This window comes from Bradyrhizobium sp. 2TAF24 (assembly GCF_052115025.1).
In the GTDB taxonomy this organism is placed as follows: Bacteria; Pseudomonadota; Alphaproteobacteria; order Rhizobiales; family Xanthobacteraceae; genus Bradyrhizobium_A.
Genome location: NZ_JBFRFW010000006.1, coordinates 104,003 through 122,138, shown reverse-complemented (window position 1 = coordinate 122,138; position 18,136 = coordinate 104,003). Strand labels below are relative to the sequence as shown.

Sequence of the window (18,136 nt, the reverse complement as noted above, 5' to 3'; positions counted from 1 at the left end):
TGAAATCATGGCGTTTTGCGCTTTGCCGCAACCGTCGCGGGAGGCCTGGCCCGGCCGCAGACGAGCCATACCCAAAAAGCGCCTGTGAACGGGGGATGAGGCTCTTTGAATCGTCATGCTGCCATGCTATCGACCACCGCCAACCCCAAAGAAGGGCGACGATTCGAGCGCGGTGCCAGGTGCCGGCGATCAATCCGTCTTTCCCGAAGGATTTTTGCGGCGTGCGCCGCCAGAGGAGTTGGCAATGGCTGTCATTCAAAGACCGGGTTTCCAGGAAGCATTCACGTTCGACGACGTGCTGCTCAAGCCTGGCCTGTCGGAAATCCTGCCGTCGGAGGCGGATGTCCGCACTTTCCTGACCAAGGCCGTTCCGCTCAACATCCCGGTGATGGCGTCCGCCATGGATACGGTGACCGAGGCGCGCATGGCGATCGCCATGGCGCAGGCCGGCGGCATCGGTGTCATCCATCGCAACTTCGACATCGAGGGCCAGGCCGCCCAGGTCCGGCAGGTCAAGAAGTTCGAGTCCGGCATGGTGGTCAACCCGCTGACCATCGGCCCCGACGAGACGCTCGCCGACGCGCTGACCTTGATGAAGGACAACGGCATCTCCGGCATTCCGGTGGTGACTGGCAGCGGCCCGGGCCGTCCCGGCAAGCTGGTCGGCATTCTCACCAACCGTGACGTGCGCTTCGCCACCGACCCGCGCCAGAAGGTGTCGGAGCTGATGACCCATGAGAACCTCGTCACCGTGCGCGAGGGCGTCGGCCAGGCGGAAGCCAAGAAGATGCTGCACCAGCACCGCATCGAGAAGCTGCTGGTGGTTGACGACCAGTACCGCTGCGTTGGCCTCATCACCGTGAAGGACATGGAAAAGGCGGTGGCCTATCCGCTGGCGTCCAAGGACGAGCAGGGCCGTCTGCGCGTCGCCGCCGCCACCACCGTCGGCGAGAGCGGCTTCGAGCGCACCGAGAAGCTGATCGAGGCCGGTGTCGACGTCGTCGTCGTCGACACCGCCCATGGCCACTCGGCCCATGTGCTCGCCGCTGTCAGCCGCATCAAGAAGCTGTCCAACGCGGTGCAGGTCGTGGCCGGCAATGTCGCCACCACGGAGGCGGCGCAGGCGCTGATCGACTCCGGCGCGGACTCGATCAAGGTCGGCATCGGCCCGGGCTCGATCTGCACCACCCGCATCGTTGCCGGCGTCGGCGTGCCGCAGCTCACCGCCATCATGGACGCGGTCGAGGCGGCGCATAAGGCCGGCATCCCGGTGATCGCCGACGGCGGCATCAAGTTCTCCGGCGACATGGCCAAGGCGCTCGCCGCCGGCGCCAGCGTCGTCATGGTCGGTTCGCTGCTCGCCGGCACCGACGAGACGCCGGGCGAAGTGTTCCTGTGGCAGGGCCGCTCCTACAAGGCCTATCGCGGCATGGGCTCGGTGGGCGCCATGGCCCGCGGCTCCGCCGACCGCTACTTCCAGCAGGACATCAAGGACACGCTCAAGCTCGTGCCGGAAGGCATCGAGGGCCAGGTGCCGTACAAGGGCCCGGCCGGCAATGTCGTGCACCAGCTCGTCGGCGGCCTGCGCGCCGCGATGGGCTATGTCGGCGCCAAGACCATTGACGACTTCCACCAGAAGGCCCAGTTCGTCCGCATCACCGGCGCGGGCCTGCGCGAGAGCCACGTCCACGACGTCACCATCACCCGCGAAGCGCCGAACTATCCGGGTGGGGCGTAAGGGCGGCGGGTGGCGACGCCATCGTCAGGCTTTCACGTCACGTACACACCTTGCAATCTTCTCCGTCATGCCCGGCCTTGTGCCGGGCATGCTCGTTTTCAGGCGATCTCGGGCTCGACCCGCGCATCCAGCTTGCTGCGTGGTGCCTTTCTCTTCATCCTGAGGAGCCCGCATTAGCGGGCGTCTCGAAGGGCGAGGCCACGGCGTCTCAACGTGTAGCGGATCAGCACGGCCTGGGCTGAGGCGATGGCCTCATGGTTCGAGACGCACGGCGTTGCCGTGCTCCTCACCATGAGGGGATGGTATGGCAATTGCTGGAAGACGTGGATGGCCGGGAGACCCGCGTCCTGGCGATCCGTCGAAGACGGATCGCGCTGCCCGGCCATGACGCTGAATGAAGTGATGCGTTTCCGCTTGTATCGCCGTCATGCGCGGGTTTGACCCGCGCAAGCTTGCCACGCGCTGTGCCTTTCCCCCACCCTGAGGAGCCCGCGCAGCGGGCGTCTCGAAGGGCGAGGCCACCGCGCTTCAACGCGTGACGACCAGCATGGCCTGAACCGAGGCGGGGCCTCATGGTTCGAGACGCGCGGCGTTGCCGCGCTTCTCACCCTGAGGGCTAACATCCGCGTTTCGTTCTGACGAAGCCGCTCAGGCCTCGCCGTCACCTTTCGGCCTGTACCGTAGCCCGGCCGCCGGCGTGCAGCCGCAGTCGTCGCCGCAGGTGAAATGGCGGCCCTCGCGCGGCAGGTCGGCGGCGGACATCACGCGCCAGGTGGATTGTCGAGGGGATTGGCGCTTGGGCTCCTGCTGCGCTTGCGGCGTGTAGTCGGGCGCACGCAGCAGGGCGGCGAGCAGTTCGCCGAGCAGATTGTTGGTCATGCGTCCCCCATTATGCGTCCTCAATACCGCCGCGCGTGCTGATGATAGCACAGTGAGCGGATGAAAGCGGCGAATGCGCGGCGCCAGCGCGAGGCCGGCGCCCCGGATGCGATCGTGCCCCGTTGCCCGCCAGTTCATCCGGCATTTGCCGCCATGTCATCATGGCGGCTCCATCTGGTTGTCAGGGACAGCCAAGCCGCGAGCCACACGGCCGGTGCGCGACGTCTGTGCAGGTGCGTCGAGATGCATGGAAGTCCGCGCCCACGATCACGCCGCGCCGGCGCCGCGACGCCAGCCGGGGAAGGGGTCGCGGAGGCCCGTCCAGCGCTTGGGCCCGAGCGCCATCTCGGCGCCGGTGAGCAGGCAGGCGTCGAGGGCGGCGATGGTCTCGTCCTTCTCCATCTGCGGCGTGCCGATGAACACCAGCTCCTGGCGGCGGTCGCCGTAGGGTTCGGTCCAGTTGGCGAGCACGCCGGCGCGCCAGTCGGCGTCCGCGGGCCAACGCTCGCGCGGCGTCGCCGACCACCACACGCCGGCGGGCTCGTGCCGCACGATCTGGCCGGCGCGCGACATCGAGCCGGCGAAGTCCATGCGCGACGCCAGCCAGAAGAAGCCCTTGGCGCGGATCACGCCCTGCCACTGCGCGGTGAGGAAGCGGTGGAAGCGCTCGGGGTGGAACGGGCGGCGGCTGCGGTAGACAAAACTCCAGAAGCCGTAGTCCTCGGTCTCCGGCGTGTGGCCTTGTCCCTGCAACTCCTTGAGCCAGCCGGCGGACTGGCTTGCCTTGTCGTAGGAGAAGCGGTGGGTGTTGAGGATGCGGTCGAGCGGCGCCTTGCCGAACTCCGTGAACACCAGCTCGGCCGAAGGATTGAGGCGCGTCAGCACGTTGACCAGAAACGCGCGTTCGACCGAGGTGACGAGATCGGTCTTGTTGACGACGATGACGTCGGCGAACTCGACCTGCTCGGCGAGCAGCTCGGCCACTGCGCGGGTGTCGCTCTCGCCGGCGACCTCGTTGCGGTCGGCGAGCATGTCCGCCGAGATGTAGTCGCGGGTGAAGTTGAGGGCGTCGACCACCGTCACCATGGTGTCGAGGCGCGCGAGGGTGGACAGTGTCTTGCCGGCCTCGTCCTCGAACGCGAAGGTCGCCGCCACCGGCATCGGCTCGGAGATCCCGGTGGACTCGATCAGCAGGTAGTCGAAGCGGTCCTCGCGCGCGAGACGCTCGACCTCGACCAGAAGATCGTCGCGCAGGCTGCAGCAGATGCAGCCGTTCGACATCTCGACCAGCCGTTCTTCCTGGTGCCTGAGCTCGGCGCCGCCATCGCGCACCAGCGCGGCGTCGATGTTGACCTCGCTCATGTCGTTGACGATGACGGCGACGCGCAAGCCCTCGCGGTTGAGCAGGACATGGTTGAGCAGGCTGGTCTTGCCGGCGCCGAGAAAGCCGGAGAGCACCGTGACGGGCAGACGCTTCATGGGATGGCCTTAATATGTTATGTTATAACATAACAAGTGTAAATTGAGGCAGCAACAGGGCGGGGCAGGGAAATGGGCGGCGGATGTCCCCCACACATTCCGGCGCGCGGCAGGCCGGCGTCGCGCCGGCCGCGGAAAGATCCGGCATGGGTCGCATGACCCCCGTGACCTCTTGCCCCGCGGCGGCGCGCGCCCCTAATCAGGGAGCGAAGCGGCATCGTCGCCGCCCGCGCGCCAAGCGCAGCCAACCAGGAGGAAGACATCCGATGTCCAGCGAATCCCAGCGCATCGTCCTTGCCGCCCGTCCCGTCGGAGAACCGAAGGCCACGGACTTCCGCCTCGAAAGCGGACCGCTGCCGACGCCGGGCGAGGGCCAGGTGCTGCTGCGCACGATCTGGCTGTCGCTCGATCCCTACATGCGCGGGCGCATGAGCGAGGGGCCCTCCTATGCCGCGCCGGTCGAGATCGGCGGCGTGATGGAGGGTGGCACGGTGGCGGAGGTCATCGCCTCCAACAGCGACAAGTTCAGCAAGGGCGACATCGTGCTGGCGCACAGCGGCTGGCAGACCCACGCCGTCGTCGACGCCAGGGGGCTGCGCAAGATCGATCCGGCGCTGGCGCCGATCTCGACCGCCGTCGGCGTGCTCGGCATGCCCGGCATGACCGCCTACACGGGCCTTCTGGAAATCGGCAAGCCACAGCCCGGCGAGACGGTGGTGGTGGCCGCGGCGTCCGGCGCGGTCGGCTCGGCGGTCGGCCAGATCGCCAGGATCAAGGGCGCTCGGGCGATCGGCATCGCCGGCGGCGCCGACAAGTGCCGCTATGTCACCGAGGAGCTCGGCTTCGATGCCTGCCTCGATCATCGTGATCCCGATCTTGCGGCGAAGCTCAAGGAAGCCTGTCCGAAGGGCATCGACGTCTATTTCGAGAACGTCGGCGGCAAGGTGTGGGACGCGGTGCTGCCGCGCCTCAACCCGTTCGCGCGTGTGCCGGTGTGCGGCCTGATCGCCGACTATAACGCGCTGACCGGCGATGCCCCGGGGCCGAACCGGGCGCCGGCCCTGATGCGCGCCGTGCTGGTGAAGCGGCTGACGCTGCGCGGCTTCATCGTCCGCGACTTCGCAGCGCTCCATGGCGATTTCCTGCGCGACATGTCGCAGTGGGTGCGCGAGGGCAAGATCAAGTATCGCGAGTTCGTCACCGAGGGTCTCGCCAGCGCGCCGGAGGCTTTCATCGGGCTCCTGAAGGGCAAGAACTTCGGCAAGCAGCTGGTGCGGATCGGACCGGATAAGGTGTGACGATTACGACGCAAAAGCGGGGCGAGTTCAGGTTGAACTATCATCCGTCATCTTTGAGCGTCTGACTCGAAAAGCAACGACAGGTCTCCCGGCGACCCCGATAAGGAGGGCAGTGCGTCCCTGAGCGGGGTGGCCGGGACAAGCCCGGCCACGACAGAGAAAGTCGTGATGGATGACATAACTCTCAATCATCATGCGCTGGCTTGCGTGGCGGAGAGGTCGACTGTCGCCAGATCAATATCGACCTGGCCCGCCGCGCGCAGGTGGTGCACCTCGACGTGATCGGGCGTGAAGGCGTATTCGACCAGGCCGACCTCCTTGACGCCGATCGGCTCCTGTTTTTCGTCGGAGCGGATGATGAAGGCGGCTGATGGCGCCCAGATGTGGCGCACGCCGGCGAGCATGACGTCGCGGCGCTGGTGGACATGGCCGCAGGCGACGAGGCGCAGGTCGACACTGTTCAGCATCGCGATGAGATCGCTGCGCGCCGGCAACGGCACATAGCGGAACGAGGTCTCCGCAAGCTCCGGATCGTCCGGCGTATCGCGAAACAGCGGTTTGTGCAGGAACAGCGCCAGTGGCCGGCCGCGCACGGTGGCGAGCTCGCCGGCGAGCCAGTCGCGCTGCTCCGCTTCGCTCGCAAGGCCCGTGTTGAGGATCAGCGAATTCAGCCCGATGAAGCTCCAGCCGGCAGCGTCGAAGCGCCAGCGATCGGCGCCGCAGGTCGCGATGAAGCGCTGCCGCGCCTCCTCGGTCGCCTGCTGCAGCAGCGGTGCGCCGACCAGGGTCGGGTTGTCGCCGATGTCGTGATTGCCCGGCAGCACGCGCACCTCCACCGGCAGCGTGTCATGGCGCGCGCGGGCGAAGGCGAGATCGTCGGGACGGTCGGGGCCGTCGAAGGCGAGGTCGCCGGTGTTGATCACGAGGTCCGGCCGCGTCGCATCGAGATGTGCGGCGACACGGTCGAAGTTCTGTGTGAACGCGGGAAAGCGCGGGCTGAGATGGGTGTCGGTGATCTGGGTCAGGCGGAACACGGACATGGTGGGCTCCCGGGCTGCTGAGGTTTGGGCTAGAAAGTGTTCCGCGGCTGAATTCGGCGAGCGTTTTCATGTCTTCCGCGTGCCCGGCAATGACGCAGGGGGCGGGACGAGATTCGAAGTTGGATCGAACAGCCATGGCCCGGTGCCGCGCATCTCCTTGCCTTCGGCGCACGCGCTTTTCTACCGCCGCCGCATGTCAGTGCGATGGCGCGAGCCTGGACGAACGGCCGTTTGAAACGGGCGAGCGCTGATTGTCGATCGGGAGGCCGGCGCCTCTCGTCAGAACCAGCCTTCGGGATCGTCGATCGGGCGGCTGTCGAGGGCGCGGATGAGGCCGCGGATGACGCGGAACAGCTGCCAGATCGCGGCGGCGCCGAGGATGATGAAGCCGATGCCGACGAACAGCAGGATGACGCCGATGATGCCGACGACGAGGCTGATCCAGAAGGTCCGGATCGCCGAGGTCATGTGCGAGGCGAACGGCGTACCGGCGAGGTCGCCGCGCTTCACATAGGCGATGATGACAGCGACGATCAGCGTCAGCGTGAAGGTAAAATACGAGGCGATGAAAAGGCCCCAGACGACGAGCGCCCAGGTGCGTGGTGATGTGGTGTTGTCGGTGGTCTGCAGTGACATGATGCTCCCTCGTGCACGGCGATCCGGCGCGTGCCTGTCCCCGCGCACGAAGCTATCGGCGAGGGGATCGGCTGTCCAGCGCGTGCCGTGGCGCGCGGCCTGGCGGCCGGTGCCGGTGGGGTGGGAACCTGTGGCGCGATCCGGCGGCGGAGGCGTCGCGAGCCCGGCGGGCCGCCCCATGGCGGCGAGCGCCCTTGTGCTGCTGGCGCCGGGGAGCTATGCCGCGCGGGAGAGTCCGGTGGTGCCCGTGCGGCGCCTGCACGGCCTGAAACATCCATCTGAAAGACCGCCATGACACCCGCCGCCCGGCTGTCCGCCGCCATCGAGGTTTTGAGCGCGATCGACGCGCAGCGCATTCCCGCCGCCAATGCGCTGAAGGACTGGGGCACCGCGCACCGTTTTGCCGGCTCCGGCGATCGTGCGGCGATCGCAGGGCTGGTGTTCGACGTGCTGCGCCGCCGCGCCTCCAGCGCGTGGCTGCTCGATGCCGACACGCCGCGCGCCCGCGCGCTCGGCATGCTGCGGCTCGAGCGCGGCCTCGATGATGCGGCGATCTCAGCGCTGTGCGATGGCGCACGCTTTGCGCCGGAGCCGCTGACCGAAGCCGAGCGCACGGCGCTGGCGACGCGCTCGCTCGATGGCGCGCCGGCGCATGTCGCCGGCGATTATCCGGAGTGGCTCGATGCCTCGCTCGTGCGGGTGTTCGGCGAGGCGCGAACTGAGGAGGCCGCCGCGATGGCGCGGCGAGCGCCGCTCGACCTGCGCGTCAACACGCTGAAGTCGACGCCGGAGAAGGCGCTGGCGGCGCTCAAGCATCTGGGGGCCGCGCCGACGCCATGGTCGCCGCTGGGCCTGCGCATCGCGCTCGGCGCCGACGCCCGCAATCCCGGCGTGCAGGCCGAGGAAATCTTCATCAAGGGCGGTGTCGAGGTCCAGGACGAGGGCTCGCAGATCGCGGCGCTGCTGACAGGCGCCAAGCCCGGCGAGCAGGTGATTGATCTGTGCGCCGGCGCCGGCGGCAAGACGCTGGCGCTGGCGGCGATGATGCAGGGCCGGGGACGGCTGATCGCCACCGACCATGACAAGCGCCAGCTCGCGCCGATCCATGAGCGGCTGTCGCGCGCCGGCGTGCACAACGCAGAGGTGCGCGCGCCCAGGGGCGCCGCCGATCCGCTCGCCGACATCAGCGCCTCCGCCGACCTCGTGGTGATCGATGCGCCGTGCACCGGCACCGGCACCTGGCGGCGCAACCCCGACGCCAAGTGGCGGATGCGCCCGGGCGCGCTCGACGTGCGGCTCAAGGGGCAAGCCGAGGTGCTCGACCGCGCCGCCGCGCTGGTGCGTCCCGGCGGGCGGATCGTCTACATCACGTGCTCGGTGCTCACTGAGGAGAACGGTGACCAGGTGCGCGCGTTCGTTGCGCGGCAGCCGTCGTTCACGGTGATGCCGCCGAAGCAGGTGGCGTCCGTGCTCGGCGACCGCGCTGATGCCTTCCTCGCCGCAACAGAAGCTTCCGCCGAAGGCCTCCTGATGACCCCGCGCCGCACGGGGACGGACGGCTTCTTCGTCTCGGTGCTGCGGGCGGCGTGAAGCGGCCGGGCGCGAGGGCGCTCCACATTCGGCGTCATTCCGGGACGTCGCCAAAGGGTCCGCGCAAGGCGAGGCCCGATGACAGGCTCCGCGACGGACCCGGAATCTCGATCGCCATTTCCTGCTGCGGCTTTGAGATTCCGGATGGCCGCTTCGCGGCTTCCGGAATGACGGTTGACTATTTGCGGTGCTTGAAGCTGGATCACCGGGTCACGGCGCTGCGCGCCGGCCCGGTGATGACGCAGAGAGGATGAAGGCGCTGTCCGTGGTGTCGTGCTCTCCTGGCTGATCCCTCAACCCTCTTGGTGAGGAAGCGCACTTGCGCCGTCTCGAACCATGGCGATGGCGCCGGAAGCGCCCGGGCCTCGTCCTTCGAGACGCCCGCTTCGCGCGCTCCTCAGGACGAGGGGAGAGACTGCGTTGATGCTACGCCCCTCAATGCCCCAGATGGTTCGCCGAGCCCTGGACGATCTTACCCGCCGCATTCAGCCGCAGGTATTCGCAGATCTTCTGACCGCGCTCGTTGGCGTAGAATACGACGAGGCTGTCCGGGCTGACGAAGGTGTCGATCAGGGTGAAATGCAGCCCGGTGATCATGGCGAGGGCATGGGCCCAGTAGCGCCGCAGCGCCTCCTTGCCGCGGACGATGCCGTCCGGCGCGGCACCGAGGCGGATGGCGACCGTCGAGCTCATCTCGCAGTCGTCGGCGTAGAGTTTCAGCACCCGCTCGAGGTCGCCGGCGTTCCAGGCGGCGACCCAGTCGCGGCCGAGGGCTTCGAGGTCGGCGGTGGGGAAGGGCGATGGCATGGGGTTTCCTCCCTGGTTGCGGTTCTAATTATGTCAGTATTACTTACCTATATGGCGCTGTCCATCACGCTTCCGCAGGCATCCACGGCCCGGGCGCTCCGCTGCCTGCCGTATCGTTCCTGCAGCCCGAATCCGTAAGTCTTTGCCGAAGCAAGAAAATAATCCGCTTTCTCTGTCATGGCCGGGGCAAGCCCGGCCATGACGAACTCAGAACAGAGGCTCTGTTTCATCGGCTTCTTGTCGAGGCGCCCTCAAGGGGAGCGCGGAGTCCCTCCATCGAGAAACGCCCTGCCCGACATGAGAGCAGGTCCGGCCGCCAAAGAGTGTGGGCACCGCATTTGCCCGGTTGCCGGATCGCCGCGGGTCGCGTATTTGCTGTCCATGACAGCACACAGCCAGACCTCCCGCCCGGCAGCCTTCACGGCGCCGGAACATGACAAGATTCTGATTGTCGATTTCGGCAGCCAGGTGACGCAGCTCATCGCGCGGCGTGTCCGCGAGGAGGGCGTGTATTCGGAGATCGTGCCGTTCCAGAAGGCGGAATCCGCTTTCCAGGAGATGAAGCCCAAGGCCGTGATCCTGTCCGGCGGGCCGGCGTCCGTGCTCGACGACAACGCCCCATCCGCACCGATGTCGATTCTGACCGCGGGCATCCCGGTGCTCGGCATCTGCTATGGCGAGCAGACCATGGCGCAGCAGCTCGGCGGCACGGTGGAGGCGGGGCATCACCGCGAATTCGGCCGTGCCACCATCGAGGTCACCGACGACTGCGCGCTGTTCGACGGCGTCTGGCACAAGGGCGGTCAGTACGAGGTGTGGATGAGCCATGGCGACCGCGTCACCAAGCTCCCCGAAGGTTTTCGCGGCGTCGCCAAGGCGGCGGGTTCGCCGATCTCGGTGATCGCCGACGATGCCCGCAAGTTCTACGCCATGCAGTTCCACCCCGAGGTGGTGCACACGCCGGACGGCGCAAAACTGCTGCGCAACTTCGTGCGCAAGGTCGCGGGGCTGACCGGCGACTGGACCATGCGCGCCTTCCGCGAGGAAGCGATCGAGAAGATCCGTGCGCAGGTCGGCAAGGGCCGGGTGATCTGCGGCCTGTCCGGCGGCGTCGATTCCGCGGTGGCGGCGGTGCTGATCCACGAGGCGATCGGCGACCAGCTCACCTGCGTGTTCGTCGACCATGGCCTCTTGCGTCTCGCTGAAGCCGAGACGGTGGTGGACATGTTCCGCGACCACTACAACATCCCGCTGGTGCATGTGGATGCGTCGAAGCAATTCCTCGGCGAGCTGGAAGGCGTCACCGATCCCGAGGTGAAGCGCAAGACCATCGGCAAGCTGTTCATCGACGTGTTCGAGGCGGAAGCCAAGAAGATCGGCGGCGCCGATTTCCTGGCGCAGGGCACGCTCTATCCCGACGTCATCGAGAGCGTGTCGTTCACTGGCGGCCCGTCGGTGACCATCAAGTCGCACCACAATGTCGGCGGCTTGCCAGCGCGCATGAACATGAAGCTGGTGGAGCCGCTGCGCGAGCTGTTCAAGGACGAGGTACGCGCGCTCGGCCGCGAGCTCGGCCTGCCGGACGTGTTCGTCGGCCGCCACCCGTTCCCGGGTCCGGGCCTCGCCATCCGCTGCCCCGGCGAGATCACCCGCGACAAGCTCGACATCCTGCGCAAGGCCGATGCGATCTACATCGAGGAGATCCGCCGCGCCGGGCTCTACGACACCATCTGGCAGGCGTTTGCCGTGCTGCTGCCGGTGAAGACCGTGGGCGTGATGGGCGACGGCCGCACCTACGACTATGTCGTGGGCCTGCGCGCCGTGACCTCGACCGACGGCATGACCGCCGACTTCTATCCCTTCGATATGCGCTTCCTGGGCGCCACCGCGACGCGCATCATCAACGAGGTGAAGGGCGTCAACCGCGTGGTCTACGACGTGACGTCCAAGCCGCCGGGGACGATTGAGTGGGAATGATTTTGGCCCTGCCGGGAGTATCCGGCGACACGCCAGAATACGACGTAACACGCTGATAACCAAAACATAATCATCCATAGACGTTCAGGGTCTATCGGCCGGCAGAGATGGCGGCTGACGTACTCGCTGACGGTACGCCTCTCTCTTGCGAAAGCGGAATTTGTCCGATACCGTCAGGGTCTGAGCGCCCTTGACGGTCTTTTTTTTTGATCTAACTAGCTGTATAAAAAAGAGATTTTGTTCAGATGGCGCCCGAAAACAGCCTGACGGTCTTTTTTCGCGGAGGCGGCTCAAATGCTGACGGATGCAGCCCTTAAACACCTGAAACCAAAAGACAAAATTTACAAGGTGACGGACCGGGACGGCATGTATGTGCTTGTGAAGCCATCGGGGACCCTCACTTTTCGGCTGGATTACCGGATGAACGGGCGGCGTGAGACCGTCACGTTCGGCAAGTACGGCCCGGCCGGCCTGTCGCTCGCTCGCGCTCGCGAGCTATGCATCGACGCCAAGCGAGCCATCAGCGAAGGGCGGTCGCCGGCGATCGAAAAGCAGCGGGAGAAGCGCCGGCTTCTGGAAGCGAAGAGCTTTGGCGAGTTCGGCGAGAAATGGCTGACCGCGGCGCCGATGGCGGAAAGCACGCGGGCGATGCGCCGATCGATCTTCGAGCGCGATCTGCTACCCAAATGGCGTAATAGGCTTCTGACCGAGATCACGCCCGACGATCTTCGAGCGCATTGCGGCGCCATCGTCGAGCGCGGAGCGCCGGCGACGGCAATTCACGTCCGCGACATCGTCAAGCAGATCTACGGCTTCGCGATCTTGCACGGCGAGAAGGTCGCCAACCCCGCTGACGATGTGGGGCCGTCTTCCATCGCGACCTTCGTGCCGAAGGACCGGTCGCTCTCGCCGACCGAGATCAGGATCATGCTCAAGCTGCTCGAGAAGGTGGCGACGCTGCCGACTATCCGGCTCGGCATGCGTCTCTACCTGCAGACGATGGTGCGCAAGAGCGAACTGCAGGACGCGACCTGGGATGAGGTCGATTTCGAGAACGCCGTCTGGACGATCCCGAAGGAGCGGATGAAGCGCTCGAAAGCACATAACGTCTACCTGTCGCGCCAGGTCCTCGACATCATGATCGCGCTGAAGACCTGCGCCGGGAATTCGAGATACCTGTTGCCGTCGCGCTATGACGCAGACGCCCCGATGTCGCGCGCGACCTTCAATCGCGTTACGTATGCGGTGGTCGAGCAGGCGAAGAAGGAAGGTCTGCCTCTGGAGCCGTTCACGGTTCACGATCTTCGAAGGACGGGATCCACGCTGCTCAATGAACTGGGCTTCAACAGCGATTGGATCGAGAAATGCCTGGCGCATGAGGACGGCCGTTCATCACGCGGAGTCTACAACAAGGCGGAGTACGAAGTGCAGCGCCGCCATATGATGCAGGAGTGGTCGGATATCATCGACGCCTGGGCCGAAGGCAAGAAGCGCATGCCAGTACTCATCCCGCCTTCGATGCCGCTGTTTGAGCCCGACCCAGCTCTCGAACAGGCCGCGACCGCCGGTGCCTGACATCGGGCGATTGCGCGCGGGCAATAGGAGTTGATCGGCGCGAGGCCAGCCAGGCTTCGACCTCCGCCAGATCCCATACGACGCAGCGCGGCGAGAGAGCGAAGCGCCGGGGAAACTCCCCGCGCTGTTCCATCTCGTAAATGGTGCTGTCAGCGAGCGGCACCATTTCGTGTAGTTGGTGTCGACGGATAGTCCGCTTGATCGGGCCGTCATTCCGCTGAGCCATCTTCGTCTCCTCAACTCCTCCTATTGAGGAAATGAGCGCGATAGGCCCCGAAAGGGAAGGGCAGAAATTCAGACGTCGGATAGCAGGATACTGTGGCGTACAGAAAGAAGGTTGTCTGGCCGGTGATCGATGCACTCATCTCCTAAAAGATGCGGCTCCGAAGGTAAGGTCACAAGTTCGAATCGTGTCGGGCGCGGCGCTTCGTGGGAAGACGACTGGATGCAGATGCGCACGGTATCGCATCGTAGGGTTAGCGGTCGCAGCCTAGCGTAGATGGCGCCCCAGCGTAGATGAAAGTGATAACTACGTTTCCGCTGGAGCACTCTGAAAATCTAGCCGTCAATCTGCGAGCCCCGCCGAAAGCATCCGAGACTCACCAAAGCTACTACGACTGATGATACCGGCAAATTCGCCCTTCGGCTGGGCGGATTAGATGAAGGTCGGTCGAACCCAACCCATGGTGTTTACGCCTGCAACTATATCAGCTATATCAGCGGAAAACGTAACCTTTGCTGATCCGCGATGGGCGAGATGTAGGTGGAGACCAGTAGTTGGTGGTGGGGCACTGAGCGGCGATGTTGCGGACGAGAGCGGCCGCTGTGTGATTGCGTGACATTACTTATGCGTTCTCGCCGTCGCTGCTGTTGGGCCTCCACCACCTCCGATCTTACCACCTTGACTCGGCGTCCGTGAAACTGGCAGCAGGCCAGATCGCCGAACTAATTGAGACGGTGTCGCGAGGCCGCACAAACTTCCTGCACCTGCAAGGAAAAGCTCGCCGTGACCGCACCCCCGCTCCTTTAGAGCCGGATTCGAAACTCATGAAGCTCTGGCGATGTGTCGAACAAGGAGCATGATGGAGGCAGCGTAGAGAAAAGCCCTGGCGGAATCGACAGCACAAGGAAATCGACCATGTGGCAGGATATCTGGACAACTATCGCCAGCGAATTTTCCGACATTCCCGATCTGTCCACCATGACCCGCATCACGCTGCGCCTGTTGATGGCCGCGATCCTGGGCGCAATCCTCGGATACGAACGCGAACTGAAGGCAAAAAGCGCCGGCGTGCGGACCCATATGCTGGTGGCCGTCGGCACCGCGCTTTTCGTCATCGGCCCATTGCAGAGCGGCATGCTGCTGTCGGACATGTCGCGGGTCCTGCAAGGTGTGGTCCAGGGCATTGGGTTTCTTGGGGCCGGTGCGATCATCATCGGCACCGTGCAGCAAAGAACCCAAGGGCTGACCACGGCGGCAAGCATCTGGGCAACAGCGGGAATCGGTATGGCCGCGGGGCTTGGGCTGGAGGCCACCGCAGCCCTGTCGACGGTGATCGTGCTGATCGTCCTGGCGGTGATGCCCTACATCTTGCCGTCTACCAAACGGACCAATACCGATCAAAATGGTCCGACACCGTGACCGGGTCTGCCGCACCGGGCAAGACGCGGTCGCAGCTTGGCGAACGCGGACGGACGTCCGGGCGACGGGAACGGGTTTGCATTGACCATGTCGGGGGATGTGCTGGCAACCATTCCAGAACAAGCGCGAAGGATCAAGATTAGTGACCGCAACCAACAAGAAGAAGCGCAGCCAGGAAACCTACCTGCGCCACATTGAGCCGCGCCAGGGCGGATTTCTTGGCAAGATGCAGGGGGTGCTGGAATCGGCGCAGTTCCAGCGTGCCATCATCGCGCTGATTGTGCTCAACGCCATCACGCTGGGCCTCGAGACAAGCTCCAGGGTCATGGCTACGGTCGGACCGCTGTTGCTGTTGTTGGACCGGCTCATCCTTGGGGTATTCGTCGCAGAACTGCTGGCTAAGCTGGTTGTCTACCGCTTGCGGTTCCACAAGGATCCGTGGAACCTGTTCGATCTGGGCATCGTGACAATTGCGCTACTGCCGACGACCGGGGGCCTTGCAGTGCTGCGGGCGCTGCGGATTCTGCGAGTGCTGCGGCTGGTGTCTGCGGTGCCTTCGATGCGGCGGGTGGTCGGGGCCCTCTTGGCCGCCGTGCCCGGAATCGCCTCGATCCTAGGGCTGTTGTCGCTGGTCTATTACGTATTTTCGGTGATGGCGACCAAGCTGTTCGGGGCTGATTTTCCTGAATGGTTTGGCACGATCGGCGCATCGGCCTATTCGCTGTTCCAGATCATGACGCTGGAAAGCTGGTCGATGGGCATCGTCCGCCCGGTGATGCAAACCTATCCCCTGGCATGGGCGTTTTTCGTGCCGTTCATTCTGATCACCTCGTTCACGGTGCTGAATCTGTTCATCGGAATCGTGGTCGATGCGATGCAGCGTCAGCATGAGGCGGGAGAGCCGGATGCGCAGGAAACCACGGCCGAGGAACTCCGGAGCGAACGGTCGGAAATCATGAGCGAATTGCGTGCGCTTCGGCTGGAAGTCGCGCAGCTTGGCGACAAGCCCGGAGCCGATCCGCGCCGATGATGACGGCGCGCGGCCTAGGCGAGATCGAACGCTAAAGTTTGCCACGCGCGTCATCTTTGTAGCCGAAAATTTTCCTTGATCCTAGTCCGATTTAACAAGAAACAACTTTAATCTGTAGGCATTAAAAGGAAGTTGTGCGTCAGCTCAAATTGTTGCGTATTCGAAATTTCCCATTGTTATTGGCGGCAGGTAGTTGCGCGGGGGATATGCCCTCCTATGGATGTCTGATCTTGAGGCCGCTCCTCGCCGTATTTGCTGGCGAGGACAAGCATGTGCCGGTAAACCTAAATCGCCTCGCAGCGACCGAAGCAGCGCTCGTGCTCGGCGCCACTTCCAGCTTTCGGAATTGAACGGCGGAAGATCGGATGGCGTATGCTCAACTCGACTGTTCCCGAGAAGGGTGCTCGCCTTGACGGGCAGCACTCACCTTCGTCTTCGCGATGACGATCGCGAAGATCAGCCCCCTGCTGGGAGCGGAACTCTGTCGTCGACGAACAGGTCCGTCTTCGCTGCTTCGCTGATCGCAACGACGGCAGGATGGGTCAGTTTGCGTTCAACCGAGATGGCGTAATACCTCGCTGCGACGCTGTCGGCACGGCCGATGATCTCGGCTCCGTACTGTTCTCGGATCTCGTCGGCCAATATCGCGGGTGCAGGGAAAATGCCTGCGCCCGCCTTGCCGAAGGCCTTCATCAGCGCGGTGTCGTCGAATTCGCCGACAATGCGCGGCTCGATCTGATGTTCGCTAAACCACCGCGTGAGCGCCCCCCGCATTGTTGCGCCGTCGCTTGGGATCAGCATGGGTGCGCCGTCCAGCGATCGCGGAAAGCCCTCCTGGTACCGCGCGGCAAGTCCGGGCACGGCATAGAAGGCGATAGGTGTGCGCCCGAGAGAGTGGCTGTAGCCTTTCACGCCCAATTCGGAGGGCAGCGGCCGGTCGGCGATCACGAGATCCACCTTGTGAATGGCGAGTTCCGCGAACAGCCGTTCCAGCTTGTCCTCCCGGCAGATAAGCCGCACGCGCCCGGCACTACCCAGTGCCGGGGCCAGCAGCCGATAGGCTACCGACTTGGGAACCACATCGGCCACCCCCACCCGAAACAGCATGTCGCTGCTGCCGGGGCGATTGCGCACAGTTTCTTCCAGCTCTCTGCCGATCTGGAAGATCTCGTCGGCGTAGGAGAGGGTCAACTGCCCCGCCGCGGTCAGTTCCAGTCGCCGCCCGGCGCGGCGGAACAGCTCTGTTCCGAGCGCTTCCTCCAGCGTGCCGATTTGCGCGCTGATGGTCTGTGGCGCGAGGCGTAGTTGCTCGGCGGCTCGCGCGATGCTGCCCGCCTTCGCGACCCTCAAGAAATAGTGCAGCTGCTTGTAGTTCAACACGACTGGTTATCCAATCCGCAGGTTTTTTCGATCAAAGCACACTTAATAATCTGATTTTTTAGGTGATCAATCAAGCCCATATTCTGCACACGCTCAGGATCCGGGTCGGTGGAGGATTGATGAAGATCGATATTCAGGCGCATGGCGTCGAACTCACCGACGGCCTGCGCGGGCATGTCGAGCATCGGCTGGGCTTCGAATTGTCCCAATTTCAGGACCGCATTCGCGGCGTGGTCGTGCGCCTGTCGGATGTCAACGGACCGAAGGGCGGCATAGACCAACGCTGCAATCTGCGAGTTCGTCTGAACGGGCTGCCCGATATCGTCGTCGAGGAAACCGAAGCGGACTTCCATGTCGCGGTAAATCGCGCCGCGGCTCGGGCCAAGCGGACTCTGGCCCGACGCCTGCTGCGCGTGCGCGAAACCTTTAATGACCGGGCTCCGTGAGGTAGTGATGCGCAGACCCCTCCATGAGCACCAGTTCTCGGCGCGGGCCGCCTCGGCTCTGCGCAAGGTGCGTGCGCGCACCTGGCTGATCCTTGGTGCGGCCGTTCTCGGAATCCTCGGTGTGTTTACCTGGGCCGGGATCGCGCTCCTATCCTGGTTGTGGGGGCAGTTTCCGACGGCGACCGAGGCGGGCAAGCGCCTTGCCGGCGAGGCTATGACGCAGATCGAACAGATGGCGCCCGGCGTGAAAGAACAGGTCGGCCAGTGGGTGCCGGGTCTCGTCGGAGAACCGCCGGCGAGCGACGTGAGTGGCGCCGATGTTGGGCCGGTACCGCGCTTTCCCGGTTTGGTGCGCAGCCATTTTGCGCGGGGGGAGAAGACGGTGGAGGTCCGCTACGCGGGGCGCGGGGCGTTCGACTCCGTGCGCGCGCATTACGTTCAAGGCTTCGCTGCGGCGGGATACGCCCAGGAGGTAACGGATGCAACGCTGGAAGCTGAACATCACAGCTTCAGGGCCGGCCAAGAGTCGATCGAGCTCTCGCTGCTGCGCCAAGCGGAAGGGCGCGTGGAAGTTCGATTGAAGGTTCTGGCTCAGTAGGAATTCGGCGAGGAGTACCGC

Annotated in this window: 17 protein-coding genes; 9 read left to right on the top strand and 8 right to left on the bottom strand. The window is 64.8% G+C overall.

Going from position 1 to position 18,136, the window contains the following annotated elements; genetic code table 11:
* Positions 1–244: 244 nt before the first annotated feature.
* On the top strand, positions 245–1,738 hold the full coding sequence (gene guaB, locus AB4Z37_RS11645; RefSeq protein WP_441516888.1) for an IMP dehydrogenase: 1,494 nt from the start codon (positions 245–247) through the stop codon (positions 1,736–1,738).
* 648 nt (positions 1,739–2,386) lie between these two features.
* Here the strand turns inward: guaB and AB4Z37_RS11640 are convergent.
* Entirely contained in the window at positions 2,387–2,617 is a 231-nt protein-coding gene (locus AB4Z37_RS11640) for a hypothetical protein (RefSeq protein WP_441516887.1), read from the bottom strand.
* Positions 2,618–2,884: 267 nt separating this feature from the next.
* Positions 2,885–4,096 carry a zinc metallochaperone GTPase ZigA gene (gene zigA / locus AB4Z37_RS11635; protein WP_441516886.1) on the bottom strand — a complete coding sequence of 404 codons (1,212 nt, stop codon included), beginning with the start codon at positions 4,094–4,096 and terminating at the stop codon, positions 2,885–2,887.
* Positions 4,097–4,362: 266 nt separating this feature from the next.
* On the opposite strand from zigA, the gene AB4Z37_RS11630 reads away from it, so the two are divergent.
* On the top strand, positions 4,363–5,394 hold the full coding sequence (locus AB4Z37_RS11630; RefSeq protein ID WP_441516885.1) for an NADP-dependent oxidoreductase: 1,032 nt from the start codon (positions 4,363–4,365) through the stop codon (positions 5,392–5,394).
* A 191-nt stretch (positions 5,395–5,585) separates the two neighbouring features.
* Here AB4Z37_RS11630 and AB4Z37_RS11625 read toward each other — a convergent pair whose 3' ends face one another.
* Together AB4Z37_RS11625 and AB4Z37_RS11620 are read right to left on the bottom strand one after the other, a co-directional pair.
* Entirely contained in the window at positions 5,586–6,434 is an 849-nt protein-coding gene (locus AB4Z37_RS11625; RefSeq protein ID WP_441516884.1) for a metallophosphoesterase family protein, read from the bottom strand.
* Positions 6,435–6,713: 279 nt separating this feature from the next.
* A complete protein-coding gene (locus tag AB4Z37_RS11620; RefSeq protein ID WP_441516883.1) occupies positions 6,714–7,070 on the bottom strand; it encodes a DUF4870 family protein in 357 nt (118 codons plus the stop codon).
* Positions 7,071–7,361: 291 nt separating this feature from the next.
* Between AB4Z37_RS11620 and AB4Z37_RS11615 the strand changes: the two genes are divergently transcribed.
* Entirely contained in the window at positions 7,362–8,660 is a 1,299-nt protein-coding gene (locus tag AB4Z37_RS11615) for an RsmB/NOP family class I SAM-dependent RNA methyltransferase (protein ID WP_441516882.1), read from the top strand.
* Positions 8,661–9,095: 435 nt separating this feature from the next.
* Here the strand turns inward: AB4Z37_RS11615 and AB4Z37_RS11610 are convergent, their stop codons facing one another.
* Both AB4Z37_RS11610 and AB4Z37_RS11605 read right to left on the bottom strand, forming a co-directional pair.
* Complete coding sequence (locus AB4Z37_RS11610; RefSeq protein ID WP_441516881.1) at positions 9,096–9,467, bottom strand: nuclear transport factor 2 family protein; 372 nt, start codon at positions 9,465–9,467, stop codon at positions 9,096–9,098.
* 47 nt (positions 9,468–9,514) lie between these two features.
* Entirely contained in the window at positions 9,515–9,697 is a 183-nt protein-coding gene (locus tag AB4Z37_RS11605; RefSeq protein WP_441516880.1) for a hypothetical protein, read from the bottom strand.
* Between the two features lie 151 nt (positions 9,698–9,848).
* Between AB4Z37_RS11605 and guaA the strand changes: the two genes are divergently transcribed.
* Together guaA and AB4Z37_RS11595 are read left to right on the top strand one after the other, a co-directional pair.
* Entirely contained in the window at positions 9,849–11,444 is a 1,596-nt protein-coding gene (gene guaA / locus AB4Z37_RS11600; protein WP_441516879.1) for a glutamine-hydrolyzing GMP synthase, read from the top strand.
* 294 nt (positions 11,445–11,738) lie between these two features.
* Positions 11,739–13,019: a tyrosine-type recombinase/integrase gene (locus AB4Z37_RS11595; RefSeq protein ID WP_441516878.1), complete on the top strand. Its 1,281-nt coding sequence runs from the start codon at positions 11,739–11,741 to the stop codon at positions 13,017–13,019.
* Here the strand turns inward: AB4Z37_RS11595 and AB4Z37_RS11590 are convergent.
* Complete coding sequence (locus AB4Z37_RS11590) at positions 12,949–13,245, bottom strand: helix-turn-helix transcriptional regulator (protein ID WP_441516877.1); 297 nt, start codon at positions 13,243–13,245, stop codon at positions 12,949–12,951. The two genes, AB4Z37_RS11595 and AB4Z37_RS11590, sit on opposite strands and share 71 nt — an antisense overlap.
* A 912-nt stretch (positions 13,246–14,157) precedes the next feature.
* On the opposite strand from AB4Z37_RS11590, the gene AB4Z37_RS11585 reads away from it, so the two are divergent.
* A complete protein-coding gene (locus AB4Z37_RS11585; protein WP_441516876.1) occupies positions 14,158–14,661 on the top strand; it encodes an MgtC/SapB family protein in 504 nt (167 codons plus the stop codon).
* A 226-nt stretch (positions 14,662–14,887) separates the two neighbouring features.
* Positions 14,888–15,691 (top strand): ion transporter, encoded by an 804-nt coding sequence (locus AB4Z37_RS11580; RefSeq protein ID WP_441517048.1) that lies wholly within the window; start codon positions 14,888–14,890, stop codon positions 15,689–15,691.
* A 456-nt stretch (positions 15,692–16,147) separates the two neighbouring features.
* Here AB4Z37_RS11580 and nhaR read toward each other — a convergent pair whose 3' ends face one another.
* The gene (gene nhaR / locus AB4Z37_RS11575) at positions 16,148–17,071 is read right to left on the bottom strand and encodes a transcriptional activator NhaR (RefSeq protein ID WP_441516875.1); all 924 of its coding nucleotides are present in this window, start codon (positions 17,069–17,071) and stop codon (positions 16,148–16,150) included.
* 119 nt (positions 17,072–17,190) lie between these two features.
* Here nhaR and AB4Z37_RS11570 point away from each other — a divergent pair, with 119 nt between their 5' ends.
* Complete coding sequence (locus AB4Z37_RS11570) at positions 17,191–17,517, top strand: HPF/RaiA family ribosome-associated protein (protein ID WP_441516874.1); 327 nt, start codon at positions 17,191–17,193, stop codon at positions 17,515–17,517.
* A gap of 7 nt (positions 17,518–17,524) precedes the next feature.
* Complete coding sequence (locus AB4Z37_RS11565) at positions 17,525–18,115, top strand: hypothetical protein (protein ID WP_441516873.1); 591 nt, start codon at positions 17,525–17,527, stop codon at positions 18,113–18,115.
* Positions 18,116–18,136 lie beyond the last annotated feature (21 nt).